At 71.6% G+C, this 17,506-nt stretch carries 15 protein-coding genes; 8 read left to right on the top strand and 7 right to left on the bottom strand.

Annotated features, from left to right (window positions below; all coding sequences use genetic code 11):
* Positions 1 to 104: 104 nt before the first annotated feature.
* The 4 genes from ACWD4O_RS05700 (at position 105) to ACWD4O_RS05685 (ending at position 6,303) form a co-directional block, all read left to right on the top strand.
* Positions 105 to 1,001, top strand: coding sequence for an MBL fold metallo-hydrolase (locus tag ACWD4O_RS05700; RefSeq protein WP_451277706.1), 897 nt, complete (start codon positions 105 to 107; stop codon positions 999 to 1,001).
* A gap of 31 nt (positions 1,002 to 1,032) precedes the next feature.
* Positions 1,033 to 2,664 (top strand): serine/threonine-protein kinase, encoded by a 1,632-nt coding sequence (locus ACWD4O_RS05695; protein ID WP_451277704.1) that lies wholly within the window; start codon positions 1,033 to 1,035, stop codon positions 2,662 to 2,664.
* A gap of 137 nt (positions 2,665 to 2,801) precedes the next feature.
* Positions 2,802 to 4,451 (top strand): succinic semialdehyde dehydrogenase, encoded by a 1,650-nt coding sequence (locus ACWD4O_RS05690; protein WP_451277702.1) that lies wholly within the window; start codon positions 2,802 to 2,804, stop codon positions 4,449 to 4,451.
* Positions 4,452 to 4,524: 73 nt separating this feature from the next.
* Positions 4,525 to 6,303 (top strand): GMC family oxidoreductase N-terminal domain-containing protein, encoded by a 1,779-nt coding sequence (locus tag ACWD4O_RS05685; protein ID WP_451277700.1) that lies wholly within the window; start codon positions 4,525 to 4,527, stop codon positions 6,301 to 6,303.
* A 79-nt stretch (positions 6,304 to 6,382) separates the two neighbouring features.
* On the opposite strand, the gene ACWD4O_RS05680 is transcribed toward ACWD4O_RS05685, so the two are convergent.
* Both ACWD4O_RS05680 and ACWD4O_RS05675 read right to left on the bottom strand, forming a co-directional pair.
* Positions 6,383 to 7,414, bottom strand: a complete 1,032-nt coding sequence (locus ACWD4O_RS05680; RefSeq protein ID WP_451277698.1) for an LPXTG cell wall anchor domain-containing protein — start codon at positions 7,412 to 7,414, stop codon at positions 6,383 to 6,385.
* Between the two features lie 699 nt (positions 7,415 to 8,113).
* Positions 8,114 to 8,395: a chorismate mutase gene (locus ACWD4O_RS05675; RefSeq protein WP_451277696.1), complete on the bottom strand. Its 282-nt coding sequence runs from the start codon at positions 8,393 to 8,395 to the stop codon at positions 8,114 to 8,116.
* Positions 8,396 to 8,763: 368 nt separating this feature from the next.
* On the opposite strand from ACWD4O_RS05675, the gene guaA reads away from it, so the two are divergent.
* Positions 8,764 to 10,344 carry a glutamine-hydrolyzing GMP synthase gene (guaA, locus tag ACWD4O_RS05670; RefSeq protein WP_451277694.1) on the top strand — a complete coding sequence of 527 codons (1,581 nt, stop codon included), beginning with the start codon at positions 8,764 to 8,766 and terminating at the stop codon, positions 10,342 to 10,344.
* 15 nt (positions 10,345 to 10,359) lie between these two features.
* Here guaA and ACWD4O_RS05665 read toward each other — a convergent pair whose 3' ends face one another.
* Entirely contained in the window at positions 10,360 to 10,833 is a 474-nt protein-coding gene (locus ACWD4O_RS05665) for a pyridoxamine 5'-phosphate oxidase family protein (protein WP_451277692.1), read from the bottom strand.
* Between the two features lie 51 nt (positions 10,834 to 10,884).
* Positions 10,885 to 11,511, bottom strand: coding sequence for a hypothetical protein (locus ACWD4O_RS05660; RefSeq protein ID WP_451277690.1), 627 nt, complete (start codon positions 11,509 to 11,511; stop codon positions 10,885 to 10,887).
* A gap of 110 nt (positions 11,512 to 11,621) precedes the next feature.
* Between ACWD4O_RS05660 and ACWD4O_RS05655 the strand changes: the two genes are divergently transcribed.
* Positions 11,622 to 12,416, top strand: a complete 795-nt coding sequence (locus tag ACWD4O_RS05655; RefSeq protein ID WP_398419426.1) for a class II aldolase/adducin family protein — start codon at positions 11,622 to 11,624, stop codon at positions 12,414 to 12,416.
* A gap of 120 nt (positions 12,417 to 12,536) precedes the next feature.
* On the opposite strand, the gene ACWD4O_RS05650 is transcribed toward ACWD4O_RS05655, so the two are convergent.
* A complete protein-coding gene (locus tag ACWD4O_RS05650) occupies positions 12,537 to 13,448 on the bottom strand; it encodes a DUF4429 domain-containing protein (RefSeq protein ID WP_451277688.1) in 912 nt (303 codons plus the stop codon).
* 201 nt (positions 13,449 to 13,649) lie between these two features.
* Between ACWD4O_RS05650 and ACWD4O_RS05645 the strand changes: the two genes are divergently transcribed.
* Positions 13,650 to 14,939, top strand: a complete 1,290-nt coding sequence (locus tag ACWD4O_RS05645; RefSeq protein WP_451277686.1) for a hypothetical protein — start codon at positions 13,650 to 13,652, stop codon at positions 14,937 to 14,939.
* Positions 14,940 to 15,125: 186 nt separating this feature from the next.
* On the top strand, positions 15,126 to 15,662 hold the full coding sequence (locus ACWD4O_RS05640; protein ID WP_451277684.1) for a DoxX family protein: 537 nt from the start codon (positions 15,126 to 15,128) through the stop codon (positions 15,660 to 15,662).
* A 244-nt stretch (positions 15,663 to 15,906) separates the two neighbouring features.
* On the opposite strand, the gene ACWD4O_RS05635 is transcribed toward ACWD4O_RS05640, so the two are convergent.
* Both ACWD4O_RS05635 and ACWD4O_RS05630 read right to left on the bottom strand, forming a co-directional pair.
* Entirely contained in the window at positions 15,907 to 16,152 is a 246-nt protein-coding gene (locus ACWD4O_RS05635; protein ID WP_450946194.1) for a hypothetical protein, read from the bottom strand.
* Entirely contained in the window at positions 16,139 to 17,374 is a 1,236-nt protein-coding gene (locus ACWD4O_RS05630) for a PspC domain-containing protein (RefSeq protein ID WP_451277682.1), read from the bottom strand. The genes ACWD4O_RS05635 and ACWD4O_RS05630 overlap by 14 nt, the downstream gene beginning before the upstream one ends.
* Positions 17,375 to 17,506: the final 132 nt, after the last annotated feature.

The raw sequence follows: 17,506 nt of genomic DNA, 5'->3' as shown, positions 1-17,506 counted from the left end.
CCACGGCAATCTCGTCCGGAGTCATACACCCTCAACGTCACACCAAGCCCCAAGGACACGCACCACTCCAGCCGACCTGACCAGGCACTACTAGGCTCCCGGACATGACTGACGAACATGTGCAGAGTTTCCGGGTCGGAGACGTCGAGATCCTCCGGGTCGTCGAGTGGCACGGCCCCTTCATACCCGCCGCCGGCCTCGTTCCCGGCTGCGATCCCGAGGAGTGGAAGGAGCACCGGGAGCTGCTCGCCCCCGACCACTGGGATCCCGACAGCGATCGGGTCAGGTCGGCGCTGCAGACCTGGATCGTGCGCAGCGCCGGCCGGACGATCCTCGTGGACACCGGGGTCGGCGACGGGCGGGAGCGGCCCGGCTATCCGCACTTCCACCGGCGGCAGAGCGACCTGCCGGGACGGCTCGCCCGGGCCGGGGTGCGCCCGCAGGACGTCGACGTGGTGGTCAACACCCACCTCCACGCGGATCACGTCGGCTGGAACACCCTCGACGTCGAGGGGGAGTGGGCGCCGACGTTCCCCCGGGCCCGCTACCTCCTCCCGGCCGCCGACGACGCCTACTTCGGGCCGGCGGGCGGCTACGGCGGCGGCGTCAGGGAGGACGACCGTCTCGTCTACGAGGACAGCGTGGCGCCCGTCCACCGTGCCGGGCAGGCCGTGCTCTGGGACGGGCACCATCGCGTCGACGAGTACCTGACCCTGGAGTCGGTCCCCGGCCACACGCCGGGCTCGGCCGTCCTGCGGGTCGCCTCGCGCGGCGAACGGGCGGTGTTCGTGGGGGACTTGCTGCACAACCCGGTGCAGGTGCTGCGGCCGGAGTGCAGCAGCTGCTTCTGCCTCGACCCCGGCCAGGCGGCCGCCAGTCGTCGGCGGATCCTCGAACGAGCCGCGAGTGAACGGGAGTTGGTGATACCGGCACACTTCGCCGGGCCGGGCGTGGTGGCGGTGCGACGGCTGGAGACGGGACGGTTCGCCCCGGTCCGGTGAGGTCGACGGTGATCGTGGTAGTCATGGGGGCATGAGCAACGACGGGGATCCCGGAGGCGCCAAAAGCCGGATAGTGGACGGGCGTTACCGGCTGCTCGAACGCATCGGCTCCGGCGGGATGGGCACCGTCTGGCGGGCCCGGGACGAGCTCATCGGGCGTGAAGTCGCCGTCAAGCAGCCCCGGTTGTCGGGCGACCCCGAGGACGACTCCTATCGCCGGGCCGCCCACCGCCTGCACCGGGAGGCCCGGGCCGCCGCCCGCGTCGACCACCCGTGCGCCGTCTCCATCCACGACGTGGTGGTGGAGGAGGGGGCCGACGCGGACGGCGGACTCCCCTGGATCGTCATGGAGTTGGTCCGCGGCGAGTCCCTGCACGAGGTGCTGCGGCGCGGCCCCCTCGACCCGGCCGAGGCCGCCCGCATCGGCCTCGCCGTCCTGGGCGCCCTGCGCGCCGCGCACGCCGTCGGCATCGTCCACCGGGACGTGAAGCCCGCCAACGTGCTGCTCGGCCCCCATGGCCGGGTCGTCCTCACCGACTTCGGCATCGCGCACATCCAGGGCGAGGAATCCCTCACCGCGAGCGGCGAGTTCGTCGGCTCGCTGGAGTTCATCGCCCCCGAGCGGATGTCCGGGCGCGGCGCGGGCCCCGCGTCCGACCTGTGGTCCCTCGGCGTCCTGCTGTACGCGGCCGTCGAGGGCTGGTCCCCGTTCCGCCGGACGACCCTGGAGTCCACGCTCGCCGCGATCCTCGCCGCGGACCCGCCGGAGCCGAAACAGGCCGGCCCGCTCGGCCCCCTGCTCGTACGGCTCCTGCAGCGCGACCCGGAACGGCGTCCGGACCCGGCGGAGGCGGCCGCGGAGCTGGAGGCGGTCGCCGAGGGGGCGGAGGGGGTGGCCGACGGGGCGGAGGGGGTCGCCGAGGGGATGGCGGAGGGGACGGACCGGGCTCAGGGCGCTGCGGAGGCCGAGCCTCAGGACGTGCGGGTCCTTCGAGAGTTCGGGGAGGACGTGGGGACGGTGCGGGTGGGGGTCGCGCCGCCCGTCGACCACCTCGAACCGGAGCCCCCGCCCACCCGCGACTCCCGCATCCGGCGCCCCTTCCACCGCCGCCCCATGGCCCTGGCACTGGCCCTGGCGCTGGTCGTCGGGCTGCTCGCGGGCGGTGACTGGCTGGGGGCGTCCCTGTTCGAGACGGGGTCGCGGTCGTCGCCGTGGGTCGTCCACCGTGAGGCCGGCATGGACGCGTCACTGACCCTCCCGAGCCTGTACCAGGAGTCCGCCCGCCAGGGCGGCGCCGATCAGCAGCCCCGGCTGGTGATCTACTCGGCGGGCTCCGTCGACGTACGCCTCACCCTCTGGGACCGGGCGCCCGGCACCCCGTCGGCCCGGGCGGTCGAGGCGCACGAGACCTGGAAGGGCTACGCCCAGGACGCGCGCACCCAGACCACCCGCACCACCTTCCACGGCTTCGAGGCCGCGCTCGCCGACACCACCTACGGTCTGGACGTCACCCCGACCCGTGTCGTGCAGATGTTCGTCCTGACCGCCGACAGCCGCATGTACGAGCTGCGCGTCGACATGCCCAAGGGGACGCCGGACGAGAAGCAGGGCACGGCGGTGTTCGAGGAGGCGCGCGACCGTCTGGAGATCGCGGTCGGCTGAATCGCGCGGCAGGCACCGGGCTCGACGCCCTGATCAGCAGGTTTGTTGCCAGTGAACGCTGGCGTCGTGTGTGCGGTCGGTGAATCCCTATTACCGGCGGGTACCCAAAGTCTTCCCCACGTCATACCCTGCGCCTCATGACGGACTCGCAGGCCCCGGAAAAGACGCAGGAAGCGACGTCGGAGACGACGCCGGCCAAGGCTGGGACGAACCCTCTCGCCCCCACCCCCGCCGGCGTCCGCACCGCCGCCGACGTGGTGACGCCGGAGCTGGTCGCCCAGCTCACCAAGGGCGTGACGGGCTCCGGCCGGACGGCCAACCACACGCCGTTCACCGGCGAGAAGCTCGCCGACCTGCCCGAGTCCACCCCCGAGGACGTGCTCAAGGCCTTCGAGTCGGCCCGCGCCGCCCAGGCGGTGTGGGAGCAGACGCCCGTCCGGGAGCGTGCCGCCGTCCTGCTCCGCTTCCACGACCTGGTGCTGGCCCGCCAGGCCGAGGTGCTCGACCTCATCCAGCTGGAGACCGGCAAGGCGCGACTGCACGCCCACGAGGAGGTGCAGGCCGTCGCGGTCGCCGCCCGCCACTACGGTCGCAAGGCCCCGTCCTACCTGCGCCCCAAGCGGCACGCGGGCGCGATGCCGACCCTGACGAAGGTCACCGAACTGCGCCACGCGCGCGGTGTCGTGGGACAGATCGCCCCCTGGAACTATCCGCTGGAGCTGTCGGTCGGCGACGCGCTGCCGGCGTTCGTCGCGGGCAACGCCGTCGTGATGAAGCCGGACACGGAGACCTGCCTGACCGCCCTGTGGGCCCGCGATCTGCTCGTCGAGGCCGGTCTGCCCGCCGACGTCTTCCAGATCGTCCTCGGCGAGGGTCCGGTCGTCGGCCCGGAGGTCGTCCGGCACGCCGACTACGTCTCCTTCACCGGCTCCACCCGCACCGGCCGTGAGGTCGCCCAGGGCGCCGCCGCCCGGCTCGTCGGCGTCTCCCTCGAACTCGGCGGCAAGAACGCCATGCTGGTCCTCCAGGACGCCGACATCGAGCGGGCGGCCGAGGGTGCGGTCCGCGCCTGCTTCTCCTCCGCCGGTCAACTGTGCATCTCCATCGAGCGGCTGTACGTCCACGAGTCGATCGCGGACGCCTTCGTCGAGCGTTTCGCCGCCCGCACCAAGGCCATGCGTCTCGGCACCTCCCTGGCCTACGGCGCCGACATGGGCTCCCTGGTCGGCGAGCGCCAGCTGGAGACGGTGACCCGGCATGTGGAGGAGGCCGTCGCCAAGGGCGCGAAGGTCGTCGCCGGCGGTGTCGCCCGCCCGGACGTCGGCCCCTACTTCTTCGAGCCGACCATCCTCGACGGCGTGACGGAGCCCATGTCCGTCTGCACCGAGGAGACCTTCGGCCCGGTCGTCTCGATCTACCGCTTCAAGACCGACGACGAGGCGGTCGAGCACGCCAACTCCACGCCGTACGGCCTGAACTCGTCGGTCTGGACGAAGGACGGCCGGCGCGGCCGGGACATCGCCGCCCGGCTGCGCACCGGCACCGTGAACGTCAACGAGGGCTACGCCCCGGCCTACGGCAGCGTCCAGTCCCCGATGGGCGGCATGAAGGACTCCGGCCTGGGCCGCCGCCACGGCTCCGAGGGCATCCTCAAGTACACGGAGGCCCAGACGGTCGCCCAGCAGCGCCTGCTGCCGATGGCGCCCTCCCTGGGGATGACGGACGAGAAGTACGCCCAGTTCATGAGCACCAGTCTCCGGGTGATGAAGGCACTCAGGCTGCGGTAGGGCTTTTAAGGGGCGCGGGGAACTGCGCGACCAGCCACGACGAACGTGCACGGACACTCAACGAGGAGCCAACGTGCCCCAGGACACCTACGATTACGACGTAATCGTCGTCGGCTCCGGCTTCGGCGGCTCGGTGACGGCCCTGCGCCTCACCGAGAAGGGCTACGACGTCGGCGTCCTGGAGGCGGGCCGCCGCTTCACCAGGGACACGCTCCCCAAGAACTCCTGGGACCTGAGGAACTACCTCTGGGCCCCCAGGCTCGGCATGTACGGAATCCAGCGCATCCACCTCCTGGGCAACGTCATGGTCCTGGCGGGCGCGGGCGTCGGCGGCGGCTCCCTCAACTACGCCAACACCCTCTACGTACCGCCGAAACCCTTCTTCGACGACCCCCAGTGGCGTGACATCACCGACTGGCAGGACGAGCTGAAGCCGTACTACGACCAGGCCCGCCGCATGCTGGGCGTCCGGCTCAATCCGACGACCACCCCCTCCGACGTGCACCTGAAGGCGGCGGCCGAGCGGATGGGCGTCGGCGACACCTTCCACATGGCGCCGGTCGGCGTGTTCTTCGGCGACGGCGAGGACGCCGACGGCAGCGCGCAGGCGAAGCCGGGCGAGCAGGTCGCCGACCCCTACTTCGGCGGCGCGGGCCCGGACCGCAAGGCCTGCACCGAGTGCGGCGAGTGCATGACCGGCTGCCGGCACGGCGCGAAGAACACCCTGAACGAGAACTATCTGTACCTCGCCGAGCAGGCGGGCGCGGTCGTGCACCCCCTCACCACGGTCGTGTCGATCACGGACGACTCGCAGGGCGGCTACGCGATCGCCACCCTCCCCACCGACGCGCGCAAGAAGGGCGCGGGCCGGACCTTCAAGGCCCGCCGGGTCGTCCTCGCGGCCGGCACCTACGGCACCCAGACGCTGCTGCACCGCATGAAGGCGGGAGGCCAACTCCCGCACCTCTCGGAGCGGTTGGGCGAGCTGACCCGTACCAACTCGGAGGCCCTGGTCGGCGCGCAGACCGACGACCGCCGCTACCGCAAGGCGACGGGCGCGGCGAAGGTGGACTTCACCCGCGGCGTCGCCATCACCTCGTCCATCCACCCGGACGACAACACCCACATCGAGCCGGTCCGCTACGGCAAGGGCTCCAACTCGATGGGCGGGCTGTCGATCCTCCAGGTGCCGTACGCGGAGGGCTCGTCGAGGGTCGCGGGCTGGCTGGCGAGCGCGGCCCGCCACCCGCTGCTCGTGCTGCGCTCGCTCTCCAACCGCCGCTGGTCGGAGCGGACCATCATCGGCCTGGTGATGCAGTCCCTGGACAACTCGCTGACGACGTACCTGAAGCCGACGGGCGTCGGTAAAGGCCTGTTGACGGCACGCCAGGGGCACGGCGCGCCCAACCCCAAACAGATCAGGGCCGCTTCGGAGGCGGCCTCCGCGATCGCCGCCGACATCAACGGCTTCGCCGGGTCCAATGTGGGCGAGCTGATGGGCACCCCGCTCACCGCCCACTTCCTCGGCGGCTGTCCGATCGGCGACTCGCGCGAGACGGGCGTCATCGACCCCTACCACCGCCTCTACGGCCATCCCGGCATCTCGGTCGTCGACGGCGCCGCGGTCTCGGCGAACCTGGGTGTGAATCCGTCGCTCACCATCACCGCGCAGGCCGAGCGCGCGATGTCGTACTGGCCCAACAAGGGCGCGGCGGATCCGCGTCCGGCGCAGGGCGCGGCATACGAACGCCTGAAGGCGGTGGAGCCGGCCCGCCCGGCGGTGCCGGCGGACGCGTTCGGCGCACTGCGCCTGCCCTTCCTGGGCATCCCCGCGGTACCGCCCAAGAAGTAGCGGCCGGAGATATCTGGAAAGAGCGAAGGGACCTGCGCCCCCCTCCGAGCGCAGGTCCCTTCGCTGGTCCGGTGGTGCGTTACGCGTGCGCGCCGGCCTTGCGGCGACGCGCGACGAACAGCGCGCCCGCACCGGCGACGACGGCGACGCCGCCGACCAGCCCGATCATCGGGAGCGCGGAGTCGGAGCCGGTCGAGGCGAGGCTGCCGCTGATCGGCTTGGCGCCGCCTTGGGGCTTGTCGCCGTCGGTGGGCTTGTCGCCGTTCGGCGTGGCGTCGTCGACGTCGTCCGCGCTGCTGCCGGCGGCGAGGATGTCGACGTCGTAGAAGTCACCGTTGCCGTAGCAGTCGGAGCCCTCGCCCGCGTAGATCGCCTCGCTCAGCGCGAACGAGGAGCCCGCCGGCGCGGAGGCCGCGACCTTCACCCGCAGGTCGAGGCTGGCGGAGGAGCCCTTCTCCAGCGAGTCGAGCAGCCCGACGAAGGAGCCCGTGACGTTGACCGTCTTGCCGTTCTCGTCCTCGTAGGAGTCCTGGTAGGAGTCGGTCCACTTGCCGTCCTCCTTGACCTGGATGACGGCGAGTCCCTCGGACAGCCAGGCGTCCGTCTCGTCGCCGTACTCCAGCATGGAGTCGATGTAGACGTTCTTCAGATCACGGTCGGAGTCGTTGTCGACCACGATCTTGAAGGCGTGCCAGCCCGAACCGGCGACGATCTTGTTCGGCAGGCCCTCGAGCTGCGCGGTGAGCTTCTCGTCCAGCTCGAAGGACTCGCAGTCCTGGAACGGGTCGAACGGCTCCTCGCTCGCGCCGGCCTTGCTCGAGTCGGACGCGGACGGCGACGTGGTGCCGGTGGGCGTGCCGGTCGCGGCCAGGTCGTCCGAACCGGACGGCGAGGAGGACGAGGAGGTCGAGGCGGTGTCGGTCGGGGTGCCGGTCGCGCTCTGGCTGTCGGACGCGGACGGAGTGGAGGCAGCCGTCTCCGTCGAGGACGACGTCGCGCTCGGGGAGGACGTGTCGTCCCCCTCCGCGAAGGCGGCGGGCGCGGACAGCAGTGCGAGCGGCGCGATGACGGCCGTCGCGGCCATGGTGACGATCGTGCGGCGGAGCTTCATGAAGACCTCGGTGGATCTGGTGGGGGAGGCCTTCCTCATATGGGGGTGTGGGAGTGGCCCGTGTTTCGCTAGGTGTGACCGGCGAAGGCTGTGAACGGTTGTCCTCTATTCACAGGTTCTTTATGTGGCGCGCGTCACAGGCCGGGTGCCGCATGAAGAAACCGGGCATGACGAAGGGCCCCGCGGGACGGAAACCGCGAGGCCCTTCTTTATCGTCAGCACCGGCGTCAGGGCAGCGCCGGTGCCTGGGAGCGGCGCCGGGGGGTTGCGCCGCTGGTCTGGACCTTTGGCAATGAGGTCTGACAACGTCTGGCAAGGTCTGACAGAGGGGGAGGGCAACGCAAGACGGTTGCCCGAGGGGGGACTTGAGCCTGTTCGGGGCTTTCTACGCATCGTGCTGGATGAGCGCGGCCCCCGCAACCGTTTGACCCAGCCCTTGTGCATTTTTGCATTTCCGCCGGTCGGCCCCGGGCGTCCCCGGGGCCGACCGTTCTCTTGGGTGACCGGGCTGCTGTCCCCTGCCGTCCGGTCACTTCCTGGAGCGAGGTCCCACGACGCACGGCACGATCCGTGCGCCTCATCGCTCCAGCGAGCCACGCGTGGTTCTTCCGGGCCCGCACCTGGCTGGAACGGACACCAGGACCAACGAGGCCGTTCGCGGGGCGGTCACGCGCCGTACGGGTGAGAAGGGGCCCGAACTCAGATGCGACCCCGGCACAGTTCGAGCAGCGTCATCGCCAGGGAGGTCCCGGGCCTGCCGAGCGCGTCCCGGTAGTGGCCGAGGACCTCCATCTCGCGGGAGAGGTTCACGCGCCGGCCGCCGGAGGTGATCCGCGCCTCCTGGATGACGGCGGAGACGGCCATCCGCTCCTGGATCAGACCGATGATCCGGTCGTCGAGCGCGTCGATGCGCTCACGGGCGCCGGTGATCACGTCCGCGGCCTCGGGGGTACGGGCGCCGGTCACGTCGGTGGCGGTCATGGGGGCTCCTGTGGTGAGTACGAGGTGGATACGGGATGCCCCGGACCGGCCCGGGAAAACGACAGACGCCCCGGGCCTTGTCGGCCCGGGGCGCCTGGGAAGTCGCTTGTCAGTTGCTCAAGCAGCACGACCATGGCAGCCGGTGGGCCGGTTGCCATAGGTAAAGACGAAGGACGTGAGCTTGCGCATGGAGGCAGTATGCCACGGCTCCCTGGGCATGGACCGGGGAGGCCGGGGGCCGGGCTCCGGGGAGTCAGGGAGTCCGGGGAGTCCGGGGGCGGAGCCTTCGGCACCGGGACCGTCCGGACGTCCGGCTCGGTAGAATCGGCGGTACACACAGACCCCCGCCCCACCGCCGGAAGGCTCCCGTGTCATCAGCGACTCCTACTGCCGCCGCCCCCGACACCGTCCTGGTCGTCGACTTCGGCGCGCAGTATGCCCAGCTCATCGCCCGTCGAGTCCGCGAGGCGCGGGTCTACAGCGAGATCGTGCCGAGCACCATGCCGGTCCAGGAGATGCTCGCCAAGAACCCGGCGGCGATCATCCTCTCCGGCGGCCCCTCGTCCGTGTACGAGGAGGGCGCCCCCCGCCTCGACCGCGAGATCTTCGAAGCCGGCGTCCCCGTCTTCGGCATGTGCTACGGCTTCCAGCTGATGGCGCAGACGCTCGGCGGCACCGTCGACAACACCGGCGCCCGTGAGTACGGCCGCACCGATCTCCATGTGTCGAGGACGTCGTCCACCCTCTTCGAGGGCACCCCCGCCGAGCAGGCCGTGTGGATGTCGCACGGCGACGCCTGCTCCGCCGCCCCCGAGGGCTTCACCGTCAGCGCCGCCACGGACGTCGTCCCGGTCGCCGCCTTCGAGAACGACGAGAAGAAGCTCTACGGCGTCCAGTACCACCCCGAGGTCATGCACTCCACGCACGGCCAGCAGGTCCTGGAGCACTTCCTCTACCGCGGCGCGGGCCTCACCCCGTCCTGGACGACCGGCAACGTCATCGAGGAGCAGGTCGCCGCGATCCGCGAGCAGGTCGGCGACAAGCGCGCCATCTGCGGCCTCTCCGGCGGCGTGGACTCGGCGGTCGCCGCGGCCCTCGTGCAGAAGGCCATCGGCTCCCAGCTGACCTGCGTGTACGTCGACCACGGTCTGATGCGCAAGGGCGAGACCGAGCAGGTCGAGAAGGACTTCGTGGCCGCGACCGGCGTCCAGCTCGTCGTCGTCGACGCGGAGGAGCGCTTCCTCAGCGCGCTCGCCGGGGTCTCCGACCCCGAGGAGAAGCGGAAGATCATCGGCCGCGAGTTCATCCGCGTCTTCGAGCAGGCCCAGGCGGAGATCGTCGCGGACGCGGGTCCGGCGGTGGAGTTCCTGGTCCAGGGCACGCTGTACCCGGACGTCGTCGAGTCCGGCGGCGGCACCGGCACCGCGAACATCAAGTCCCACCACAATGTGGGCGGCCTGCCGGAGGACCTCGAGTTCCAGCTCATCGAGCCGCTGCGCAAGCTGTTCAAGGACGAGGTGCGGATGGTCGGCCAGGAGCTCGGGCTCCCGGAGGAGATCGTCCAGCGCCAGCCGTTCCCGGGCCCCGGCCTGGGCATCCGGATCGTCGGCGAGGTGACGAAGGAGCGGCTGGACCTGCTGCGCGACGCCGACGCCATCGCCCGCGAGGAGCTGACGGCAGCCGGTCTCGACCGTGAGATCTGGCAGTGCCCGGTGGTCCTCCTGGCGGACGTCCGCAGCGTCGGCGTCCAGGGCGACGGCCGCACCTACGGCCACCCGATCGTCCTGCGCCCGGTGTCCAGCGAGGACGCCATGACGGCCGACTGGTCGCGCCTGCCGTACGACGTCCTGGCGAAGATCTCGACCCGGATCACCAACGAGGTCGCCGACGTCAACCGCGTCGTCGTCGACGTGACCTCGAAGCCGCCGGGCACGATCGAGTGGGAGTAGTAGCCCTGCCGGCCCTTACTTGCGCTTGATCGTGCGCAGCGGGGCACCGGGCTTCCAGACCTGCACGACGAGATACGTCTCGTCCTCGACGTAGGTCCGCACGACCTCCGTCAGCTCGGTGCGGAAGAGGTGGAACGGCTCCGGCGGTTCCACCTCTTCGCGGTACCCGGCCTTCGTCCCGCTGTCCTCGACCTCGATCGCCCGCCCCGCGATCCGTACATCGCCCCCACCCATGGACTGGCCCTCACCGGGGTTCGCCTGGAGCGCGAACCGCGGGTCCCGGCGCAGGTCGAGGGCCTTGAGCGAGTCCGGCATCATGCCGAGCCACAGCTCACCGCGGAGGAAGCGGACCTCGATGCCGGTGGTGCGGGGGGAGCCGTCCTTGCGGAGGGTGGCGAGGACATGGTGGGTGAAGGCGCCGAAGCGGTCCTCGGCGGTCGACGCGAGTTCGGGTTCGGCTGCGGCGAACGCCGCCCAGTTCGATGCCATACACCGAGTCTGAACCCGATACCCGACATCTTCTGTCAGGTATCGAGGTGTTCACGCCGTGTACGGCACCGGTCGGACGAACCGCTCGCGCCCCGACTCGTCCCGGGCCTGCGCACAGCCCGCCGCCGTGAGCCGTTGGGCCAGCTTCGCGCGCCGGCTCGCGTTCACCTGGAGCGCGCCCAGCATGAACAGCGGCATCAGCACGGCGAGCGGGAGCAGGACGACGTACTGGCCGGTCAGCAGGGCCAACAGCAGGAACAGCACCGCGGAGCCGCCGCCGATGGCCAGCAGCTGCGTACGGTTGGCGGCCGCGCCGAGGGCGTCGTAGCGGATGAGCCCCGTGGTCAGATCGACGTCCGCCTTCGCCTCGGGGACCGGTGTGAGCGAGCCCAGGTACATGCCCGGCACGGGGCGTCCGGGGCCCGGGTCGGGGAAGGCCGCCGAGTTCGCCGCGGCCCGCTGCCGCGCCCACGGCTCCGGGTCGCGGACCAGGCGGACATGGACGATCCGCTGCTTGCCGACGAGGCGCACACTCTCGTACCGGAAGCCGTAGCACTCGGCGATATAGGCCAGCGCGCCGAACGTCTCCCACTCCGCGAAGGGGTGGACGAGCTCGATGTCGTTGCGCGTCGTGATCTGGCGCATGAGGGACGTGACATGACGGTCTGCGAGGGACAAGACGTGCTCCGAACGTGACGGAAATCGTCATCTTTGCATAACGGCTCTGCCCTTTTGCACTGACCGACGGTAACTTCCGCGTCGTAAACCCACCCAGTGCTGGAGGACCGATGCACGGGCCCACACCGCCTGCCCCGCTGCCCACCGACCGGCTGCAGTTCGCCATGCCGCCGATGCACGACTCGGTGGAGGACGAGCGCCGGCACCGCAAGGAACGGCTGGCGGGGGCGGTGCGGCTCTTCGGACGGCTCGGCTTCGAGGACGGCGTCTCCGGACACATCACCGCCCGCGACCCGGAGTTCGACGACTGCTTCTGGGTCAACCCGTTCGGGATGCCCTTCAAGCACGTCACGGTGAGCGACCTGGTGCTGGCCAACGCCGACGGTCAGGTCGTCGAGGGCCGCTACCACGTCAACCAGGCCGCCTTCACCGTGCACGCCCAGGTCCACGCCGCCCGCCCGGACGTCGTCGCCGTCGCCCACTGCCACTCGGTGCACGGCCGTGCCCTTGCCGCGCTCGGCGAGCTGCTGGACCCCATCACCCAGGAGAGCTGCGCGTTCTACGAGGACCACGCCCTCTACGACGCCTACACCGGCGTGGCCGTCGACGCGGAGGAGGGGCGGCGCATCGCGACCGCGCTCGGCTCCCGCAAGGCGCTCGTCCTGCGCAACCACGGGCTGCTCACGGTCGGCGACTCCGTGGACGCGGCCGCCTGGTGGTTCGTGTCGATGGAACGCTCCAGCCAGGTCCAGCTGACCGCGCGGGCGGCGGGCCGGCCGATCCTGATCGAACACCGGGCGGCCACGGCGACCCGCGAACAGCTCGGCGGCGACCTCGTGGCGTGGATCAACTACCAGCCGCTGTGGCAGGACATCAGCCGCAGCGAGCCGGACCTGTTGAGCTAGGCGCTCCGCTGGAGTGCCGCGATGTGCCGCGATGTGACGTCGTTTTGCTGCGGCGCCGTCGTGGCTGGTCGCGCAGTTCCCCGCGCCCCTTCGGGGCGCTGCCGACTTCGCCCGACCCGCTCAGAAGCCGCGGAGGACGACCGCCTTCGTGCGGGCGAACTCCTCGTCCGTGAGGACCCCGTCCCGGTGCAGCCCGCCCAACTCGCGCAGCCGGCGCAGCAGTACGTCGTGGTGGTCGGCCGGGGCCGGGACGGACGCGGTCAGCCGACGTCTGCGGGCCGCGTCCTCGTGCCCGTCCGCGGGTTCGTCCTCGGCACGCGTGCGTGTCGAGGGATGCGGGATGCGGGCCGTGACCGCGGTCGCCATCAGCGCGGTGAGCAGATCGCGGCTCACGTTGCCCCACAGGTCCAGGGCGTACGGGTCCTTCTCCGCGGGCAGTTTCGAGAACACCGTCTCGCGGGTCACGAAGCGCAGGAAGCCGTCCTCGTGGCCGGAGTTGGGCAGCCACTCGACCTGCACGACGTCGCGGACGTCGATCACCCGTGGCCCGGTCGCCCGCTTCACCCGGTCCGAGGTGTCGGCCCAGTCGATCCGCACCTGGATGCCGTCGAAGGAGACGATGCCGTCGGAGGAGCGCACGGACACCGGGACCGGCGGACCCGGCAGGAGGTAGGCCTTGGTCGGCTCGCCCGGGATCTGGTCCAGCAGCAGCGCGTGCCGGATCTCCTCGGCCAGGTACTCCGCGACCCCGGAGCGGTCGATGTCCACGGTGAGCCGGTAGGGGTCGGCCGCGTCGGGCAGCCGGCCGCCGGTAGCCTGCAACAGCGGATCGGCCCCCTCGCGCAGCCGCATCCGCAGCCTGCCGCGCCTGCGTTCGGGCTCGTAGACGATCCCGGCGACCGCCTTCAGGGGCACGGCGATCTCCCCGTACGTCTGCCGCAACAGCGGCACGGAGCGGTGCAGCCCCGGCGTGATCCTGACCGTTGTGCCGTCGAAGGCCCAGGTCCCGTCACGCTGGATGATCTCGGCCATACGGAAATTCTTGCAGCCGGGTCAACACTGCCCACGCGGCTTCACCCGCGCTGACCAGACCTGGCGGAAACGGAGGGTGTGGCGTAGGGCACAATTCGCAGTCATCGCAGGGGAGTTGTTCACAGGGTGGTGGCAGGGGTCCGCACGGGGTCCCCAAAAGGCCGCCATCCGATCGGGTAGCGGGGAAGGCAGGCGTCGGACGTGGCGGTTCAGGAGGCGAGACAGGGCGTGAATCCCGGCCCGGGAGCGGGTGCGCACGACGGTGGCTGTGCGTGCGGGGACTGCCCGCACGGGGCTCGCGAGGGGCATCGGCGCGCGGTGGCCGCGTTCTTGGTGAAACGGGAGGAGTTCGCCGCCGGACAGGGTTTGCCGGCCGCCGTCGCGCACTCGGCCTCCGCCTCGCGCCAGTGGGTCTCCGAGGAACTGGCGCAGTCCGCGGAGCTCGTCGCCGAACGCGGCCGCGCCGAGGGCGAGGCCTGGCTGACCCGGCTCTGGCTCCGCACGGCGGTCACCGTGTGGGCGGCGGTCGTCGTGCTGTTGCTGGTCCAGTCGCTGACCGCCATCGGCGCGGGCTGGACCAGCGCCCGCACCGCCGGACTCCTCGCCGCGCTCGTCGTCGCCGGCGCGCTGACCGCCGCCTCCTGGTTCCATCGGGCGCGCGGCGGTGCGCTCGCGCCCGTGATCGGCGAGGACAACCGCCTCTCCACCTCCCGTGCGGTCGCCGCCGCCTGGGTGCTGCTCGTGGCCTATGCGGTGCTGGTCCTGGTGGGCCGGCTCGCCGCCGCCTCCGGCCACGCCGAACGCGATGCGCTGATCGCCGGGCTCGACCTGGCCCGGGGCGCCGGCGTGGTGACCGTGCTCGCCGTGGTCTGCGGGATCGCGGTGCTGGTACGCCGGGTGGTCGGCCTGCGGGTCCTCGCCCAGCGGCTCCAGAAGGTCCGCGCCCACCGGCCCCGGGCCGCCGACCTGCTCACCGACGACGCCGGCCGCGGCACCTTCGCCGACATCCAGTACGTCGTGATCGGCGCCGTCGCCCTCGCCTTCGCGGCGGTCCGGCTGGCCCGCCGGCCCGACCAGCTGCCCGACCTGCCCTGGGGTCTGGCGGTGGTGGTCCTGGTCTCCGCCGCGACCTACCTCGCCGGCAAGTACGCCGAGGGAGGCCGCCCCGTCATCCTCTCCGTCGTCCGCTCCCGCGAGGCCGGCGACCTGGACGCCCCGATCCGCACCGGCGACGACATCGAGATCCGCGGCGCAGGCTTCGTCCCGCCCGGCGCGCAGACCGCCGACCGCCTGTCCCGGATGGTCGTCCGCATCGGCCCGGTCCACGTCCATGTCCCCCTCGTCCCGGTCACGGGCGGCTTCAGCAACCCCACCGACGCAGTTCTCACCGTCCCCGTCCCGGCGGACGTGGAACCGGGCCGCCTGGACGTCCAGGTCGTCACCGCGGCAGGAGCGGAGACGAACCGCTACGCGATCGACGTGACGGAGTGATCCAGGCGGTGACCCCGTCGGTGGCCTCAACGGTGATCTCGGCGGTCGGCGCGGCGGTGTGAATCGGTGCGGCTGAGTGAATCCGTGGGGCGCAGAAGCCGTGTCAACAGTTGAGCGCACCCCCCATTTCGTACGTATGGTCTGTTGAGGGGTCCCATCACTGCGGGCGAGAGGCGGCTACGGGCGATGACTCACGGCATGCGGACGGACACCTACCCCCCCTATCTCGACGGTGGCGGCGACTGGCGGGACACCGCCGCCCGGTACGCCCTCCTTCCCCTGCGCATCTTCCTCGGCGTCACCTTCATCTACGCGGGCCTCGACAAACTCACCGACAGCGCCTTCCTGAAGGACAGCGGGGCCGGCTCGATCGGCGAGACCATGCGCGCCGTCCGTGACTCCTCGGCCATCCCGGCCCTGGTCGACATGGCCCTGAACAACCCCGTCGCCTTCGGCTACGCCATGGCCTTCGGCGAACTCGCCGTCGGCATCGGCGCCCTGCTGGGCGTCCTCACCCGGATCGCCGCGCTCGGCGGCGCGCTGATCTCGCTCAGCCTGTGGCTGACGGTGAGCTGGGCCTCGGATCCCTACTACTACGGCAACGACCTCCCCTACCTCATGGCCTGGCTGCCCTTCATCCTCGCCGGCGCTCCCGTCCTCTCCCTCGACGCGGTCTGGCGCTCCAGGCGCCGGCAGCGCGCGGGCGGCGGAGGCCTGAGCTAGCTGCACCGCCAGGTGCGGCCAGGTGCCGCCAGTACCGCCAGTACCGCCCTCCTGGTACCCCTTGGTCCCCTGTAGTCCCTGGGCCGGCCTTGTACCCGTACCGCCTGGGGCCGCCGCCCTGTACCGCCCCGGGGCCGCTCGGCACGCGATCGTGGCCCGCTCCGGCGCCCTGACCCTTCGGTCGGGGCGCCGTGTTCGTGCGGGCGGGAGGCGGGCAGTGGCCCGGCCGTGCCCGGCATCGCCGTCAGGGCGTCGTGCTCGTGCCGGTCTCCGGCGGAGCGGTCCGGCGGGAGGGGCCGCGTCGTCTGCGGATGCTCCCGGCCACCACGCCCGTCGCGCCCGCCAGGAAGAGGCCGGCCATGACGACCGGGATCACCACGAACCACGGCGTCTCCCAGGCGCCGCCTGCGTCACCCACGTAGATGACGCCGGCGAGGGTGATGAAGACGCCGGCGACCAGCCTGCCGGGCCGGAACTCATGACGCAGCACGGGCCACCTCCGCCTGTCCCACGCCGACCTGGAGGTCGAGGTCGAGGGTCCCCGCGTCCGCCTTGCCGGAGACCGGCTGCAGGGTCACCTCCTTGTGCTTGCCCGGCTCCACGTCCACGTCCTTCTCGTCGTCGCCGGGCAGCTGGACGTCTCCCAGCCCCACGTCGATCCTCAGTTTCACGATCACGTCCGGCGGCACGATCACCCGCAGCCGGCCCGCTCCCACCTCGGCATTGGTGCTCACCGTCTGCCCCTTGGCCAGGTCCAGCCGGGACAGGTCCAGGGTGCCCTCGCCGGTGCCCAGGTCGTAGGCCGCCCGCACCTCCGCCACCGCGGTGGGCCGCCAGGTGGTGTTCGTCCAGTGTGTGCCGATGTCCTTCGGCAGAGCGGCCGTGCAGGCCAGCAGGCCCGCCGTGACGATCGCCAGGAACACCGACCCCGCGCCCGTCCGCCCCAGGAACGAGCTGATCGCGATGCCTCCGCCCAGCACGATGAGCGCGGCTGCCAGGCCGGCCTGCAGGCTGGTGCCGAGCGGATGGTCGTCCCAGGTGAGCCGGGTGACCAGGCCGCCCGCCAGCACGGCGAGCAGAAAGACCCAGCCGCCGATCCAGCGGGGGCCGCGCGGTCCGGTGTACGTCTCGCGCGCGGTGCGTATGTCGTCGGGGCGGCGCTGGTGGCCGTCGAGGTCGACTCTGACGGTCGCGGTGATGTTCCGGCCGTGGGCGTCCCAGGGGCCCCACAGATAGCCGGTGCCGCCGTCGTGCGTGCCGTCCTTGACGATGGGGTCGCGCCACCAGGAGAGGTAGGCGGCGGGCACCGGCGGCGCCTGGGCCTCCGGCGGTGCGTCGGCCACGGCCTGGGCGGCCAGCGGGTCGGGGTCGGAGGAGTCCCGCTGCCGGGACCAGTACCCGGCGCCCGCGAGGAGCAGGGAGAGAACCACGGCGAAGGTCAGCACGCTGCCGTTGTTCAGCATCGACAGGAACACCCCGCAGCCGACCAGCGCGAACAGCACAGCCGCGAGAGCCTGGCCGTCCACCCGTCCGGTCAGGAGCTTGCGCACCTCGTTCTGCCCGTCGTCGGCGTACGGGACGAAGAGCCAGGCGAAGCCGTAGAAGATGAGGCCGATGCCGCCGGTCGCGGAGAGCACGGCGAGCGTGATCCGGAAGATCACCGGGTCCATGTCGCAGTGCCGCCCGAGCCCCGCGCACACGCCGGCGAGCATCTTGTGCTCGCGGTCCCGCCGGAATCCGGGCGGGGGGCCGGTCGCTTCGGCGCCTTCCGGAGTGCCGGGTGCGCCAGGTGCTCCCGATTCCGCTCCCGCTCCCGATCCCGCTTCCGCTCCGGATCCCGATGC

The sequence above is a fragment of the Streptomyces sp. NPDC002623 genome, from assembly GCF_053592635.1.
This window is presented reverse-complemented; position numbering and strand designations above follow the sequence as displayed.